16 protein-coding genes are annotated in these 16,115 nt (G+C 46.0%); 3 read left to right on the forward strand and 13 right to left on the reverse strand.

Going from position 1 to position 16,115, the window contains the following annotated elements:
• Positions 1–124: 124 nt before the first annotated feature.
• Positions 125–886: a peptidoglycan editing factor PgeF gene (gene pgeF, locus A8O14_RS05430; RefSeq protein ID WP_068948587.1), complete on the reverse strand. Its 762-nt coding sequence runs from the start codon at positions 884–886 to the stop codon at positions 125–127.
• Positions 879–1,922 (reverse strand): RluA family pseudouridine synthase, encoded by a 1,044-nt coding sequence (locus A8O14_RS05435; protein ID WP_216217798.1) that lies wholly within the window; start codon positions 1,920–1,922, stop codon positions 879–881. The genes pgeF and A8O14_RS05435 overlap by 8 nt, the downstream gene beginning before the upstream one ends.
• Positions 1,923–1,942: 20 nt before the next feature.
• Between A8O14_RS05435 and A8O14_RS05440 the strand changes: the two genes are divergently transcribed.
• Complete coding sequence (locus tag A8O14_RS05440) at positions 1,943–2,788, forward strand: outer membrane protein assembly factor BamD (RefSeq protein WP_068949732.1); 846 nt, start codon at positions 1,943–1,945, stop codon at positions 2,786–2,788.
• 95 nt (positions 2,789–2,883) lie between these two features.
• Here the strand turns inward: A8O14_RS05440 and alr are convergent, their stop codons facing one another.
• A complete protein-coding gene (gene alr, locus A8O14_RS05445) occupies positions 2,884–4,008 on the reverse strand; it encodes an alanine racemase (RefSeq protein WP_216861545.1) in 1,125 nt (374 codons plus the stop codon).
• A 50-nt stretch (positions 4,009–4,058) separates the two neighbouring features.
• Between alr and lplT the strand changes: the two genes are divergently transcribed.
• Positions 4,059–5,378 carry a lysophospholipid transporter LplT gene (lplT, locus tag A8O14_RS05450; RefSeq protein ID WP_068948588.1) on the forward strand — a complete coding sequence of 440 codons (1,320 nt, stop codon included), beginning with the start codon at positions 4,059–4,061 and terminating at the stop codon, positions 5,376–5,378.
• A 15-nt stretch (positions 5,379–5,393) separates the two neighbouring features.
• Here the strand turns inward: lplT and A8O14_RS05455 are convergent, their stop codons facing one another.
• From A8O14_RS05455 to scpA, 8 genes are read right to left on the reverse strand one after another with little or no spacing between them, the layout of a single operon-like run.
• Positions 5,394–5,918, reverse strand: coding sequence for a DNA polymerase III subunit psi (locus A8O14_RS05455; protein ID WP_068948589.1), 525 nt, complete (start codon positions 5,916–5,918; stop codon positions 5,394–5,396).
• Positions 5,915–6,442: a ribosomal protein S18-alanine N-acetyltransferase gene (gene rimI, locus A8O14_RS05460; RefSeq protein WP_082913107.1), complete on the reverse strand. Its 528-nt coding sequence runs from the start codon at positions 6,440–6,442 to the stop codon at positions 5,915–5,917. The genes A8O14_RS05455 and rimI overlap by 4 nt, the downstream gene beginning before the upstream one ends.
• A 5-nt stretch (positions 6,443–6,447) precedes the next feature.
• Positions 6,448–7,173: a tRNA (adenosine(37)-N6)-threonylcarbamoyltransferase complex dimerization subunit type 1 TsaB gene (gene tsaB / locus A8O14_RS05465; protein ID WP_068948590.1), complete on the reverse strand. Its 726-nt coding sequence runs from the start codon at positions 7,171–7,173 to the stop codon at positions 6,448–6,450.
• 38 nt (positions 7,174–7,211) lie between these two features.
• Positions 7,212–7,679, reverse strand: a complete 468-nt coding sequence (locus tag A8O14_RS05470; protein ID WP_068949735.1) for a VOC family protein — start codon at positions 7,677–7,679, stop codon at positions 7,212–7,214.
• Positions 7,680–7,689: 10 nt separating this feature from the next.
• The gene (gene accC / locus A8O14_RS05475; RefSeq protein ID WP_068948591.1) at positions 7,690–9,726 is read right to left on the reverse strand and encodes an acetyl-CoA carboxylase biotin carboxylase subunit; all 2,037 of its coding nucleotides are present in this window, start codon (positions 9,724–9,726) and stop codon (positions 7,690–7,692) included.
• A gap of 15 nt (positions 9,727–9,741) precedes the next feature.
• Complete coding sequence (locus A8O14_RS05480; RefSeq protein ID WP_068948592.1) at positions 9,742–11,274, reverse strand: acyl-CoA carboxylase subunit beta; 1,533 nt, start codon at positions 11,272–11,274, stop codon at positions 9,742–9,744.
• Positions 11,275–11,284: 10 nt separating this feature from the next.
• A complete protein-coding gene (gene meaB, locus A8O14_RS05485) occupies positions 11,285–12,310 on the reverse strand; it encodes a methylmalonyl Co-A mutase-associated GTPase MeaB (RefSeq protein WP_068948593.1) in 1,026 nt (341 codons plus the stop codon).
• A gap of 23 nt (positions 12,311–12,333) precedes the next feature.
• Complete coding sequence (gene scpA / locus A8O14_RS05490; protein ID WP_370623005.1) at positions 12,334–14,517, reverse strand: methylmalonyl-CoA mutase; 2,184 nt, start codon at positions 14,515–14,517, stop codon at positions 12,334–12,336.
• Positions 14,518–14,611: 94 nt separating this feature from the next.
• On the opposite strand from scpA, the gene A8O14_RS05495 reads away from it, so the two are divergent.
• Positions 14,612–15,250: a GntR family transcriptional regulator gene (locus A8O14_RS05495; RefSeq protein WP_068948595.1), complete on the forward strand. Its 639-nt coding sequence runs from the start codon at positions 14,612–14,614 to the stop codon at positions 15,248–15,250.
• 73 nt (positions 15,251–15,323) lie between these two features.
• Here the strand turns inward: A8O14_RS05495 and A8O14_RS05500 are convergent, their stop codons facing one another.
• Positions 15,324–15,677, reverse strand: a complete 354-nt coding sequence (locus A8O14_RS05500) for a c-type cytochrome (protein WP_068948596.1) — start codon at positions 15,675–15,677, stop codon at positions 15,324–15,326.
• A gap of 13 nt (positions 15,678–15,690) precedes the next feature.
• Complete coding sequence (locus tag A8O14_RS05505) at positions 15,691–16,056, reverse strand: c-type cytochrome (protein ID WP_068948597.1); 366 nt, start codon at positions 16,054–16,056, stop codon at positions 15,691–15,693.
• Between the last annotated feature and the right edge of the window lie 59 nt (positions 16,057–16,115).

Here is a 16,115-nt window from a genome sequence, read left to right on the forward strand (position 1 = left end):
GTTATCTCTTCATTTAAGAGAGACCATTCTCCATCCATAAGAGATATAGAGTTATACGCAATAACCCTAGCAAGACGGCGAATCTAGTGATAACCCTCACCTAGGTGAGCGTCAAAGACTCTCCTTAATTGCCATCAGCTATCCAAATAAGACTAACAAACCTTCCAGTAACGCCATCGCGCCGGTAGGAGAAAAACTGATCAGACTGGCTTACGGTACAAAATTGGCCACCGTAAATTTGCCCAACACCAGCAGCTTGTAGTCTGCTGCGCGCTAGCATATAGATATTAGCCAGATACTTCCCAGGCTTTTGAGCAATAGGGGTGAAGGCTTCTTGGGGGTAATTCACCCCAAAGTCATCAAACGCGTCCACCACATCCTGACCAACCTCAAATACTTCAGGACCTATCGCAGGGCCAAGCCAAGCTAGGATATTTTCTGAACCATGTAGATGTAAATTGCGCATCTCTTTCACAGTATTTTCAAGAACGCCTGCACATAAACCCCGCCAACCTGCATGAGCAGCGCCCACTTCCGTCCCAGATGTATTGGTGAATAACACAGGTAAACAGTCAGCTGTCATAATCGCCAGGACTTCATTTGCAACATTGCTCACAATTGCGTCCGCTTCGATTAAGCGATTGCTAGGTGTGCTGACTTGAGTACCATGGACTTGTTTTAACCAAATGGGCTCATTAGGCAAGGCTTTTCTGATGATCGCTCTATTGGTGAAGACATTTTCCGGAAGATCTCCAACATGATCACCCAAATTCAGGGATGAATATGGTGTCATGCTTACGCCACCATTTCTAGTGGTAACGCGCGTACGGATGGAAAGTGGCGCATCCCACTGCGCAGTAAGGACAGCCATATCCAATTTAGTCATGCGTACGTTCATTATGAATGGACGCCAACACTATTGCCTCTTGCGGGAGATCCGATTCTGTCATGTCGACTTGTGGCAATAGACTCATTAAATCTTCTGGTGGCAAGCGAAACCAGCTCACGAGCTCATTGCTTACGGGGTGCTGCAAACTCAGGGCAAAGGCATGTAAGGCCTGACGTTCAAAAGGCAAAGTCTTCGCAGCCCCTGGGGTCTTCTTCCGGTAAACGGGATCTCCAAGCAAGGGGTAACCCAATGATTCCAGGTGCACACGTATTTGATGAGTGCGCCCCGTTTCCAGTCGGCACTCCAATAAAGCCAATGTTGCATCGTTGAACGATCCTTTAGCTAATCGTCGGAATAGTGTTGCAGCAGGCTTGCCTTGCGGACTACCGGCCGCCATCTTCAAACGATCACGTTGATCTCGACCAACGCTTGCAAGCACTTTTCCTTGGCTTGGCGCTTCGCCCCACACCCACGCAAGGTAACGACGACCCACCGATCTATCTTGCAACTGTCTCACCAATGAAGTTTGTGCTTGCGCCGTTCTGGCAACCACCATCAGGCCCGAGGTATCTTTGTCTAAGCGATGCACAATACCAGCTCGTGGCAAGGATTGAAGTTCTGGGTACCTAAAGAGGAGGCCATTTAATAATGTGCCCGACCAATTTCCTGCGGCTGGATGAACCACCAAGCCTGGAGGCTTATTAATTACCAGGATAGCGTCATCCTCATAAACTACATCCAAAGGAATGTTTTCGGGACTAAAAGCAAACTGCTCTGGCATCTCCTGCGGGAAAACCTTAACGCTTTCACCCCCTCTGAGCAAATAGCGGGCTTTTGTGACCTTGCCATCGACCATGACGGCACCTGCCTCAACCCAAGTCTTGAGCCGATTTCGGGAATAATCTGGCAAAGAGCCTGCTAGCACCTTGTCTAGGCGTTCACCGGCCATCTCCATGGGAATTTCCAGGGAGATGAAATCCTCTTCATCGATATAATCAACAGGATTCGAATCAGGAGTTTGCGGCAATGCCACGCTTAAAGAGCCTTTCAGTTATGTCCGACGTAATATCAGACGCCAGTTTAAGGCTTGCTGGGCTATCCACCCTATTTTTATCGTGCCTATGCGCAGTATTGCTATTAAGTGGATGTGCTGGTAGCGACGGCCAAAAAGACGACACCGATATTTGGTCGGAATCCAAACTCTACTCAGAAGCTACCGACAAATTAAATGATGGTGACTTTGCCAAGTGTGGCAAATACTTTGACAAGTTAGAAGCCCGTTTTCCATTTGGACCCTATTCACAACAAGCGCAAATTAATGCTGCCTATTGTTACTGGAAGGCACAAGAACAAGCGCAAGCCTTGGTGGCAATCGATCGTTTTATTAAATTGCATCAAGGTAGTCCAACTTTAGATTACGCTTACTACCTTAAAGGCCTCATTACCTTCAATGATGACTTGGGTTGGTTAGGTAAATTTACTGGTCAAGATTTAAGTGAGCGTGATCCTAAGGCTGCCAAAGAAGCGTTTGAATCCTTCAAGACGGTTGTTGAGCGTTTCCCTGATAGCAAATATGCTCCAGACTCGCTGGATCGGATGCGCTATATCGTGAACTCGCTTGCTGAGGCCGATGTTATTGTGGCGCGCTTCTATTACCAGCGTGGGGCTTACCTGGCCTCTGCTAACCGCGCTCAGCTAGTTATCCGCGACTATGACCGCGCTCCTGCGGTTGAAGAAGCACTTTATATCCTGACCAAGTCTTATGAAAAGTTGGGCATGACGCAGCTTAGCAATGACACTGCGCGGGTATTCAAACTCAACTTCCCAGATAGCCAAATGTTAGAAACTGGCCAACGTGTTCAAAAAGAGCGCAAGTGGTGGCAGATCTGGAATAAATAATTCAGTAATCTAGTAATCCAAAAAGCGAAGCAAGTTTAACCGAGATGTACGTATAAAAAATCCTCTACTTAAGAGGATTTTTTATTGGGGGAGTCTTAAATAATTTTTACTGGAACCCTTGGGGCTACAGCACATAGCAATTCATAACCTATGGTGTCACTGAATTGCGCCACTTGATCCACGGGAACCTTGTCTCCCCACAGTTCGACAACACTTCCAATTTTGGCATTCGGAGCATTGCGTAAATCAATCGTTAGCATATCCATAGAAACGCGTCCCACGATTGGGCAAATAACGCCACCATTAGTATTGCTGTCATCATGCAACCAAACTGGTGTGCCATCTTTTGCTTGGCGAGGATAGCCATCAGCATAACCACAGGCAACAATTCCAACTCTCATCGCCTCAGGGGCTTCATAGCGTCCACCGTACCCAATACGATCGCCCGCCTGGAGATCTTGAATATCAATGATTTCGCTATGCAATTGCATGACTGATCTTAGGTTGGCATGTTCAATATCGGTATAAAAACCAGTAGGGGAAGCACCGTAGAGCATGATGCCTGGGCGCACCCAATCACCTAGAGCATTTCGATGCCAGAGAATTGCAGCAGAGTTAGCCAAAGAAGTTGGGCCTTCTAAGCCTTCAATAGTTTGATTAAATAATTCTTGTTGAGCGCCTACTGTTGGTAATTGGTCAACTTGATCGGCATTGGCAAAGTGAGTCATGTGATGCAAACGATAGCCAGCGGCATGCAATCGATGAAAGGCTGTCCTGTATGCTGCCGGCTTTAAGCCCAAGCGATTCATGCCCGTATTCATTTTCAGAAAGACACTAATCGATTTATGGACTTTGTCCGCATAACGCTCAAGCCATTCAATTTGGGCTTCGCAGTGAACCACTAAATCACAATGTAACTCTTGTGCGAGATCGAGTTCATTTTCATGAAATAAGCCTTCCAACAGCAGAATTCGACCTTGCCAGCCATGTTCTCTTAACCAAACGGCATCTTGAATATCGAGCAATGCAAAGCCATCAGTAGAGGCCAAACCCTGAAGTGCAGCATCAAAACAATGTCCGTATGCCCTAGCTTTGATGACAGCCCAAATTTTGGACTCAGGAGCAAGCTCGCGTACTCGGTTTAAGTTATGCTGAAAGGCCTGTGTATGAATAGAGGCCAAAATTGGTCTATTAATCAAGCTATTAGCTGAAGCACCCATTTTTACCCCTCCTTTCATGTTTTAATTCTATTAATGACTAGATTGTACGAATGAACCGTAGTTTTTACATCATTATGGCGGCGCAATTTTTTTCGTCGCTTGCTGATAACGCTCTGCTGATCGCAGCAATTGCTCTCTTGGCCCAGCTAAGTGCTCCGGCCTGGATGACCCCTTTACTCAAATTATTCTTTGTATTGTCCTATGTTCTGCTCGCTGCATTTGTGGGTGCCTTTGCAGACTCCCGCCCAAAGGGTAATGTAATGTTCATTACCAATACGATTAAGTTTGTTGGTTGCGTGGCTATGCTCTTTGGTGGGCACCCCTTGCTCTCCTATTCGATTGTCGGTCTTGGTGCAGCAGCATATTCGCCTGCTAAATACGGAATCTTGACCGAACTGCTCCCACCTGAAAAATTGGTTGCCGCAAATGGCTGGATTGAAGGTCTGACCGTAGGCTCGATTATTTTAGGGACAGTATTGGGTGGTGTTCTGATTAGCAGTACGGTATCTCAAAGCCTCTTAGCATTAGACATCCCAAGCATGGATACCGGTATTGATACTCCCGCAGAATCTGCCATTCTTATCATTATGATGATTTATGTCATTGCTGCATTAATTAATCTCAAGATTCCAGATACTGGTGCTCGTTACGTCTCTCAAAAAACCAACCCGATTGCATTAATTAAAGATTTTGCGGTTTGCTTTAAAACGCTTTGGGATGATCGCCTTGGTCAAATCTCTTTAGCGGTAACCACCTTGTTCTGGGGCGCTGGCGCAACTTTGCAGTTTATCGTGATTAAGTGGGCCCAAGTCGCTCTGCATATGACCCTTTCTCAAGGTGCAATCTTGCAGGCCATCTCTGCTGTGGGTGTAGCTGGCGGTGCTGTCTGGGCCGCTTGGCGAGTGCCACTGCGGAAGTCACTCAATGTTCTCCCCTATGGTATTGCTATGGGTCTTGTTGTGTGCGTCATGGCAATTTATAACTCAGACATGCTCCCTAACACAACGCTGTTCAGTGTTGGCAAACTAGAAGTAACTTTAAATTTATTACCAGCGTATTTCTTACTTGTGTTGGTGGGTTGGTTGGCTGGGTATTTTGTAGTTCCGATGAATGCCCTCTTGCAACATCGTGGTCACGTTCTCATGTCTGCCGGTCACTCAATTGCCGTGCAAAACTTTAATGAAAATATTTCGGTGCTAGCAATGCTTGCTATTTATTCATTGCTCATTTGGCTTGATTTACCAGTTCAATACGTGATTGTTGGATTCGGCATCGTAGTTAGCCTGATCATGTGGATGGTGATTAAGCGCCATGCTCGAAACCAAGCTGAGTATGACTCCATGCACCTCATTGGCGAACACAAGCACTAAGATCGCTTTCGACTCTTAGATATTCTGAAGTACAGATTTAGCCAACAAGAGATCTTGCCAGAGCATAGCCTTGTCTTTGGATTTACTTGCTAACTGAGCCAAATCAAAGGTAGCAATCACCGGAATCTCCTCATCATTACCAGTGTTTAAGGCCAGAATAGTCTCGCGTAACTGGGGCAATGGATCACGTTCGCCTGTAATTTTTTGTGCAGCGGGTCCACCAAAGGCAAAAGCAACAACAGGCATGCCGTTCTCAGGTAGATGCATTTTGGATAAATTATCGTTCGGACTCTTCCAAGACCATTCGTTGCTAGCTAGACCCAAAACACGTAGGACATTCTGGAACAAGATTTGAGCATCACCTTGAGGTTGAGCTCCAAAGAACCACCAATGAGCCCTAGCGGAATTGTGGGTGCCATCGGCAATCACATTCTGAGCTACTGAAACTTCACTAGAAACGACCTCTACTGAAGGCTCATCACGAGAGGTCCACTCAGTAATGCCCATTTCTTTTAAGAAGCTTGAATGTGTATTGCTCATAGCTCTAGCTTAATCGATTTAGCCATCACAATTGCATCTTCCCTATCCCTAGACTCTGTGCTGGCAGGATAGTAGTTTTTGCGGACTCCAATTTGCTCATATTTCAGCTTTTGGTACAGGGCTAAGGCCGATTCGTTACTAGGTCTGACCTCCAAAATAATGCGGGGTATTTTTTGCTGAGCCGCAACACCTTCAATGGCCGCCATCATTCGAGAGCCCAGTCCTAGCATACGGAGTTTTGGTGAAACCGTAATATTGAGAAGATGCAACTCATCAACTGCAGGAAATAAAATGCAGTATGCCCAGAGCACCTGGGGGTCTAAGAATGTTCCGGTCTCAATATTGGCCTGATCAGCTTGTGGCCGTATGCAGTAGGCCCAGTGACCTGCTGCCAACGAATCTGAAAAATTACCTCTAGTCCATGGATGAATATGAGAAACGCCTTCGATAGCCAACACGTCATCTAAATCAGCTACTTGCATGGGCATGAAGGATAGTTCAGCGCCACCTTGATTTGCAGGCATCCCGGTTAAACCCTTTTAAAAGCAATTTCACGCTCATCGGTTGTTAAAGCAACCTTATTGCGAATATAAAGGGGTTGCAAGTAGGCAACATTAATCTGTTGGCCATTTACCCACATCTGCTTTGCGCAATCTAAGATACCTAAGGCGGTGATATTCATGTCGGCATCCAGCGCATCATCAGGTAGAGAATATTGAGAAAATAATCGTTTTGCATAGGCTTTAATAGCGCTACCAGCCAAGTATTGAATCCCCGTCAGATCAATATCCTCAGGCTTTGATAGATGAATATCGCCAACGCGTACGGGTAGTAATTTAGGAGATTTCGTCTCGTACTTGGCCCAGTAAATCTCATCCATGCGAGCATCAACGGCAACGACAAAATAACTTGGATTAATTTTTGTAAAGCCTGAAGTCTTCACTACTTGAGATGCAATCGCATCTAGACTGGCAACAGGTAAGACAGGCATATTTGACGCTATTGCTAGGCCCTGTACAACAGCCACTCCTAAGCGAACCCCTGTAAATGCACCCGGCCCAATACCAATCGCAATCGCATTGAGATCGGATAATTTTTTATTGGATTGAGCGAGTAAATCTTCTACCCAAGGAAGCAAGAGTTGGCTAGCGCCAGCCGACACTAGCTCATGTCGAATTTCAGGTGCTTTATCACCTAAAGATAAAGCCACCGAACACCAAGCCGAGGAAGTGTCGATGGCCAATAATTGCGTCAATTCAGACTCGCTTTATTGGTTTTTAACGGAAAACCAAATTATGAACGCAATCCCGCAATTACTTCCGGAGGTGCTTGTACAAGCTCAATCAAGACGCCCTCACCACTGATTGGAAACTCATCGTTACCCTTGGGGTGTACAAAGGTGATGTCATGACCACCGGCACCCTTGCGGATGCCCCCAGGGGCGAAGCGTAAGCCATTGGCTGAAAGCCATTCGACCGCCTTCGGCAGGTCATCTACCCATAAACCAATATGGTTTAACGGAGTTTGGTGAACTGCAGGCTTTTTCTCAATATCCAAAGGCATCATGAGGTCAACTTCAATCTCATGTGCGCCAAAACCAATTGCGCAAATGTCTTCATCCACATTTTCACGCTCAGAAACAAAAGTACTCTTGTACTCAAAGCCAAGCATATCAACCCAAAGCTTTTTGAGGCGATCTTTATTTTCACCTCCAATAGCAATTTGCTGAATGCCTAAAATTTTAAATGGTTTAGCTATCATGATCGCCTTCTTATTCAAAACGAATGATGAGTTGATCTACCGCTAAACTATCGCCTTCTTTAGCGCAGATTTCAGAAACAACACCATCTTGAGCAGCAGAGATTGTGTTTTCCATTTTCATTGCTTCAATCGAGGCTAATTTTTGGCCAGCAGTAACCGCCTCACCAACCTTAACAGCGATCTTGGTCAATAAGCCTGGCATGGGTGACATGACCAACTTAGAGGTATCCGGTGGCAGCTTCACAGGCATACGGCGCTGAAGTTCTGCGCCCAATGGGCTTAGTACCATACACTCGTAATGCGCACCATCAAGCACTAAATAGAAGCGCGCACCCTTACGCTCAACTTGGGCTGTTATTTTGCTGGTGCGATTAATCGTGGCATGCAAAGCAAGTTGCCCAGGACGCCAGTCGCTCTCAATGTCATAACGGCTCACGCCGTCAGCATCGTCAATATAGACGGAGTAAATACCATCTTTTAGTTCAATGCGCACTGGCTCTTCATATGGATCATTCATTGAACCAGTCTTTTTGCCAGTCACTACAACAAATTTCTTGGCAATCACCATCTCATGACCTGCTAATTGGCCATCAATCATTTTGATGTGCTCAAGATATCTATAACGCATGAATGCAGCCAAAGCAGCTAGGCGCTTTGGATCAGCGGGCTGTACAGAATCCTTCTTAAAGCCTTCTGGATATTCTTCAGCAATGAAGCCGGTAGTGAAATCACCGTTCACAAAACGCGGATGTTGTAACAGGGCTGCTTGAAATGGGATGTTTGAATGAATACCCCGAATCACAAAATCATTTAATGCAGAGCGCATCTTCTCAATTGCCTCTGTACGATCTTTACCATGTACGATTAACTTCGCAATCATAGAGTCGTAGTACATCGGTATCTCACCGCCTTCATACACGCCAGTATCTACACGTACACCATTGATAGACTCTGGTGGACGGTATTTAACTAGGCGGCCAGTCGAAGGTAAAAAGTTGCGGAATGGGTCATCTGCATTAATACGGCACTCCATTGACCAGCCATCCAACTTTACCTCTTCCTGTTTGAACGCCAGCTTCTCACCTGCAGCCACACGAATCATCTGCTCAACCAAGTCTAAGCCAGTAATACTCTCAGTTACTGGATGCTCAACCTGTAAGCGAGTATTCATCTCAAGGAAGTAGAAAGACTTATCCTTACCAACCACGAATTCCACCGTACCAGCTGACTGGTAGTTCACCGCTTTTGCCAAAGCAACAGCTTGTTCACCCATAGCCTTACGAGTAGCAGGATCAATAAAAGGTGATGGGGCCTCTTCGATCACCTTTTGGTGACGACGCTGAATGGAGCAATCACGTTCGTTTAGGTAAACCACGTTGCCATACGAATCACCCAAAACCTGAATTTCAATATGGCGTGGGCCTTCAACAAATTTCTCAATGAAGATGCGGTCGTCACCAAAGCTATTCATGGCCTCGGTTTTACAAGCAGCAAAACCTTCAGCCGCTTCCTTATCGTTAAAGGCAACGCGCAAGCCCTTGCCGCCACCACCAGCCGATGCTTTGATCATCACTGGGTAGCCAATGCCTTGGGCGATCTTGACGGCCTCTTCGTTGGTATCAATGGCTTCGTTGTAACCTGGGATGGTATTGACCTTTGCTTCTAAGGCAAGCTTCTTGGATGCAATTTTGTCACCCATCGCTGCAATTGATTGATGCTTAGGGCCAATAAAGACAATACCCTCTTCTTCGCAACGTTTAGCAAACTGCTCATTCTCAGACAAGAAGCCGTAACCCGGATGAACCGCCTCAGCACCTGTATCTTTACAGGCCTGAATGATGCGATCCATCACGAGATAGGATTCACGAGAAGGCGCAGGTCCAATGCAGATAGCCTCATCAGCCATTTGTACGTGACGCGCCTCTTTATCAGCCTCAGAATAGACGGCAACCGTCTTGATGCCCATCTTCTTAGCGGTTTTCATGACACGGCAAGCAATCTCACCGCGGTTAGCAATCAAAATTTTCTTAAACATTTTTGTAGTCATTATTTGTCAGCGCCTTTACAGAGGAATGTTGCCGTGTTTACGCGCAGGATTCTTCAAATCTTTATCTTTGAGCATTGCAAGTGAGCGGGCAATGCGCTTACGAGTTTCATGCGGCAAAATAACATCGTCAATATAGCCGCGACGGCCTGCCACAAAAGGATTCGCAAACTTCGATTTGTACTCGGCTTCACGGGCAGTAATTTTTTCTGGATCCGATTTTTCTTCACGGAAGATAATTTCTACTGCGCCTTTGGGGCCCATCACTGCAATCTCTGCTGAAGGCCAGGCAAAATTGACATCACCGCGCAAGTGCTTCGAGGCCATTACGTCATAAGCACCACCGTAGGCTTTACGGGTGATCAACGTTACTTTAGGAACCGTGCAATCAGCGTAGGCGTAGAGTAATTTAGCGCCATGCTTAATAATGCCGCCATATTCCTGGGCAGTTCCCGGCATAAAGCCTGGCACATCAACCAAGGTCACTACTGGAATGTTGAAGGCGTCACAAAAGCGCACGAATCGTGCCGCCTTAATAGATGCCTTAATATCCAAGCAACCGGCTAGAACTAAAGGTTGGTTTGCAACGATACCAATCGAGCGACCTTCCATGCGTGCAAAGCCAATCACGATGTTCTTTGCATAGTCAGGCTGAAGCTCAAAGAACTCACCATCGTCAGCAATTTTTGCAATCAACTCTTTCATATCATAAGGTTGATTTGGGTTGGAAGGCACCAAGGTATCCAAGGAGAAATCTGGTTCTTCAGTGCGATTTGCGCCTTTGATTAAAGGTGGTTTTTCGCGATTCGATAAGGGTAAGTAGTTAAAGAAGCGACGCAACATCATGATCGCATCCACATCATTTTCAAATGCCAAGTCACAAACACCAGAAACCGTTGAGTGCGTTACTGCACCACCCAACTCTTCAGAGGTAACATCTTCATGAGTCACAGTCTTAACCACTTCTGGGCCCGTAACAAACATATAGGAACTGTCTTTGACCATGAAGATAAAGTCGGTCAACGCTGGTGAATACACCGCACCACCTGCAGATGGACCCATGATCAAGGAAATCTGAGGGATCACCCCTGATGCTGTCACGTTACGCTGGAAGATCTCTGCATAGCCACCTAAGGAAGCAACACCCTCCTGAATACGTGCTCCGCCTGAGTCATTTAATCCAATCACTGGTGCGCCAACTTTGAGTGCTTGATCCATGATCTTGCAAATCTTTTCAGCATGCGCTTCCGATAATGAGCCACCTAGAACCGTAAAGTCTTGTGAAAATACAAACACCAAACGACCGTTAATCATTCCATAACCAGTTACCACGCCATCACCTGGAACAGTTTGATCACCCATTCCAAAATCGTGGCAACGATGCTCAACGAACATATCCCATTCTTCGAATGTGCCAGCATCAAGCAAAAGTTCAATACGCTCTCGGGCAGTTAACTTACCCTTAGCATGCTGAGCCTGAATACGCTTTTGCCCGCCGCCTAAGCGTGCGAGCTCGCGCTTTGCTTCTAGTTGTTGAATGATTTCCTTCATTACCTACTCCTTAGAAAAATTCATGTCCCATGGACTCCAAAAGACGTCTTGCTGCTACTGAAGGCGCCATGGTTCCCTGATTAACTTGTGCTACTAAACTAGGTAGAAGCGACTGAACCGCCTCATTACTACGAAATGCGTTCTTAAGTCCTGCATCGATGCGATCCCACATCCAGGCACCAGCTTGTTGCTTGCGACGTGAGTCAAACTTGCCATTAGCACGCTGGAGTTTTTCAAAGTGGGTGACCTTGTCCCATAACTCAGGAACGCCTTTGCCCTCTAGGGCGCTGAGCGTCATAACGGTTGGGTGCCAGTAATTTTCATTATGTGAAGCATGATCAGGATTTCCCTGAAAGCCCAATAACCGCAATGAACTAGTAATAAAGAGTTGTGCGCGCATCGCCGCATCAGGGTCTAGGTCAACCTTGTTGATCACAATCAAGTCGGCAATCTCCATGACCCCTTTTTTGATTGCCTGCAGATCATCGCCAGCATTTGGTAATTGCAAGAGCAAGAACATATCTGTCATACCAGCCACAGCAATTTCACTTTGACCAACACCGACGGTTTCGACAATGATGATGTCAAAGCCAGCGGCTTCAGCGACTAACATGGCTTCACGGGTTTTCTCCGCGACTCCACCGAGCGTCAATGAAGACGGGCTCGGACGGATAAATGCATTCTCCAGAACAGATAAGCGCTCCATCCGGGTTTTGTCACCCAAAATAGAACCACCAGATAGACTGGATGATGGGTCAATCGCAAGAACGGCAACACGATGGCCCTTTTCAATTAAATACAGGCCCAGCGTTTCAATGAGAGTGGACTTACCAACCCCTGGAACCCCAGAGATACCCAAGCGAAAGGACTTGCCTGTTTTAGGTAAGAGCGTATTGAGCACTTCATCAGCGCGTTTACGATGATCTAAACGGGTTGATTCCAGCAAAGTAATGGCTTTGGCCAGTGCCCGACGCTGTTTTAGCGTTGGCGCACCAGTCAGATCATTTACTAATGCAAGATCAGCGGCTTCGAGCATGCTCACGGTGCTTTAAGCTTGGATTAAACCGGTTTTACGGATTTACGAATTTGCTCAAGCACATCCTTAGCCGAAGCTGGGATTGGTGTGCCTGGACCATAGATTCCTTTAACACCTGCTTCATAAAGGAACTCATAGTCTTGTCTTGGAATCACGCCTCCAACGAAGACGATGATGTCATCAGAGCCTTGCTTCTTGAGTTCGGCAATGATGGCTGGAACCAATGTTTTATGACCAGCCGCTAAAGTTGAAACGCCTAAAGCGTGGACGTCATTCTCAATCGCCTGTCGAGCACACTCTTCTGGAGTTTGGAACAAAGGTCCGATGTCAACGTCAAAGCCTAAGTCTGCATAGGCAGTAGCTACTACTTTGGCACCACGGTCGTGACCATCCTGACCAAGCTTGGCAATCATCACCCGCGGACGACGACCAAAGTCTTTAGCAAAGTCGGCGATTTCTGTTTGTAGTTTTGCCCAGCCCTCAGCTGAGTCATAAGCGGCTGCATACACTCCGGTCACCTTTTGAGTATCGGCGCGATGGCGCCCGTAAACTTTTTCCAATGCATCAGAGACTTCCCCAACGGTTGCACGCAAACGAATTGCGTTAACGGATAACTCCAATAAATTGCCAGAGTTGTCCTCAGCAGCCTTGGTTAATGCTTCTAACGCGGTCTCTACATTTTTACTATCGCGCTTAGCTTTGATATCTTTCAAACGCGCAACTTGACCTTCACGGACCTTATCGTTATCGATCATCAAGACATCAACGAGATCTTCTTTGCCGAGTTTGTATTTGTTAACACCAACAATGACATCTGAGCCTGAGTCGATCTTGGCTTGTTTTTCTGCTGCCGCTGCTTCAATCTTAAGCTTAGCCCAACCACTTTCTACAGCCTTCGTCATGCCACCCATGGCATCGACTTCTTGAATAATTTCCCAGGCCTTATCAGCCATCTCTTGAGTGAGGTTCTCCATCATGTATGAACCCGCCCATGGATCGATCACGCTAGTGATATGAGTTTCTTCTTGCAGAATCAACTGGGTATTTCGGGCAATTCGGCTTGAGAACTCTGACGGCAAAGCGATTGCCTCATCTAGAGAGTTGGTATGTAAGGATTGGGTGCCACCAAAGACCGCAGCCATGGCTTCAACAGTGGTTCTCACTACGTTGTTATATGGGTCTTGTTCTGTTAATGACCAACCCGATGTTTGACAGTGCGTACGCAACATCAAAGACTTTGGATTTTTAGGTTCAAATGATTTCATAATGCGCCACCACAACAAACGTGCCGCACGCAATTTGGCTACCTCTAAATAGAAGTTCATCCCAATTGCGAAGAAGAACGACAGACGTCCAGCAAAACCGTCAACATCCAAACCTTTTGCTAGCGCTGTTTTTACATACTCTTTGCCATCTGCTAATGTGAATGCTAATTCCAATACTTGGTTCGCACCAGCTTCTTGCATGTGATAACCCGAGATCGAGATTGAGTTAAATTTCGGCATGTGTTTTGCTGTGTACTCAATAATGTCACCGATGATGCGCATTGAAGGCTCTGGTGGATAGATATACGTATTGCGCACCATGAACTCTTTCAGAATGTCATTCTGAATCGTTCCTGACAAAAGCTCTTGCTTAACGCCCTGCTCCTCGCCAGCCACGATATAGCCCGCAAGCACGGGGAGAACAGCGCCATTCATGGTCATCGATACAGAAACTTTATCGAGCGGAATACCGTCAAACAAAATTTTCATATCTTCAACGGAATCAATTGCTACACCGGCTTTACCAACATCACCAGTAACGCGTGGATGATCAGAGTCGTAACCTCGGTGTGTTGCTAAGTCAAAAGCAACTGACACACCTTGACCGCCTGCATCCAATGCTTTGCGATAAAAGGCATTAGATTCTTCTGCAGTAGAAAAGCCTGCGTACTGACGAATCGTCCATGGACGAACTGAATACATCGTCGCTTGCGGACCGCGTACAAAAGGCTCAAATCCAGGCAGTGTATCGGTGTAATTCAGACCTTGGGTATCTGAAGATGTGTAAAGCGCTTTGAGTTGAATGCCATCGGGAGTTTTCCAACCAAGCTTGTCTACTTCGCCATTTGGAGCAGATTTTTGCGCTGACTTTTTCCATGCCTCCAGATTCGTTTCTGGAAATGATGGCCATGGGCTCGTTGGGGTTTTCTTTTCTGAACTCACAAAACACTCCTGTAAATTTTGTTGCATTGCATATAAGATTTTGTAATTCTGCTTGACTATTTAAAAATTGTCTAGTTATCATGTATTCATAATTATGAATACAAAAATGAATAATCGCCCACTTTACGAAGACGTCGCTGATCGACTTCGGGAACAAATATTTGCCAAACAATTACCACCTGGTAGCTGGTTAGACGAGCAAAGCTTGGCTGAACAATTTGGCATCAGCCGAACTCCAATGCGCGAAGCAATCAAGGTTTTGGCTTCTGAAGGGCTTGTTACCATCAAGATGCGTCGTGGTGCCTATGTAACTGAGGTAGCCAGGAAGGATTTAGAGCAGATTTTTACCATTCTCTCCCTGCTTGAAGGTGAAGCAGCTAGAGAAACAGCTGCAAAAGCAACAGAGGAAGAGTTAAACCAGTTGGATTATTGGCATCATCGTCTAGAAAAAGCTGCTGCAGATCGCGATATTGAGCAATTTTTTGAAATTAATGGGAAATTTCATGAATTAATCCAAGAAATTGCCGGAAATCGCTGGATGAACGGCGTTATTGCAGACCTGCGTAAGGTACTTAAACTGCACCGCAGAGACTCCCTAACCAGCACAGGAAGACTGCAAAATTCATTAATCGAACACAGAGGTATTCTAAATGCCCTACTTAAACGAGATCAGGCTAGTGCAGAAAGTGCCATGCGTAAGCATTTAGCAAGAGGTCTTGAGGCCTTGAAATAAAAAATTTACCTATAAGAAATAAAGGCTTAGAAGATTATTCTAAGCCTTTATTTTAAGTACAGCTCAGCGGGAATTACTTCTTAATAACGAAGTTTCCAGGCAAGGAAGCTACATAAGCAGCAATATCATGCAAGTCAGCGTCCGAGAATGCTTGAACTTGTGAACTCATAATCGCATTATTACGACCGTACTGAGCGTTGCCATTACCTACTTTGTACGCCTTTAAAGCGTAGTAGATGTAATCAGGATATTGACCTGCTAATTTTGGATAAGCAGGGATAATCGGAGCATTCAAACCAGCGCCATGGCAAGAAGCGCAATTCGCCTTCTCAACCAAAGCTTGGCCTTTATCTGCGCTAGCAGCATTGGCAACATTAATCAAACCAATACTGGAAAGCAGAACTGCGGTAACTAGTGCAAATTTCATAAACGTGCCTCTATCACTTCAATGGGTTGTTAGGTGAGCTGGCAGTCTGCGCAGCATAGTATTCGCCAATATCAGCCATGTCTTGGTCAGAGAGGCTTGTAGCAATTGAACGCATTGTTGGGTGCTTTCTTTCGCCCTTTTTGTACTCAGATAATGCAGTAGTAATGTAGGCAGCATTTTGGCCGCCCAACATTGGCACTCTGTAAACCAAAGGATAGTCAGCTCTATAGTCGGGTATAGAGTGGCAACCAACGCAGAGCCAAACTTTAGTGTTACCAGCGGCAGCACTACCCTTCACTTCGTCAGCCTGGGCAGAGAATCCAACAAAAACCAGACCAGAACAGACGAGCAATTTAGAAAGAATTGAGAGTTTTTTCATAGAAATCAGTATTAATAAGTTTGATTTAAATCAATCTGAAAGAGTATAGCGGACAGACG

Source organism: Polynucleobacter wuianus, assembly GCF_001659725.1.
Lineage (GTDB): Bacteria > Pseudomonadota > Gammaproteobacteria > Burkholderiales > Burkholderiaceae > Polynucleobacter > Polynucleobacter wuianus.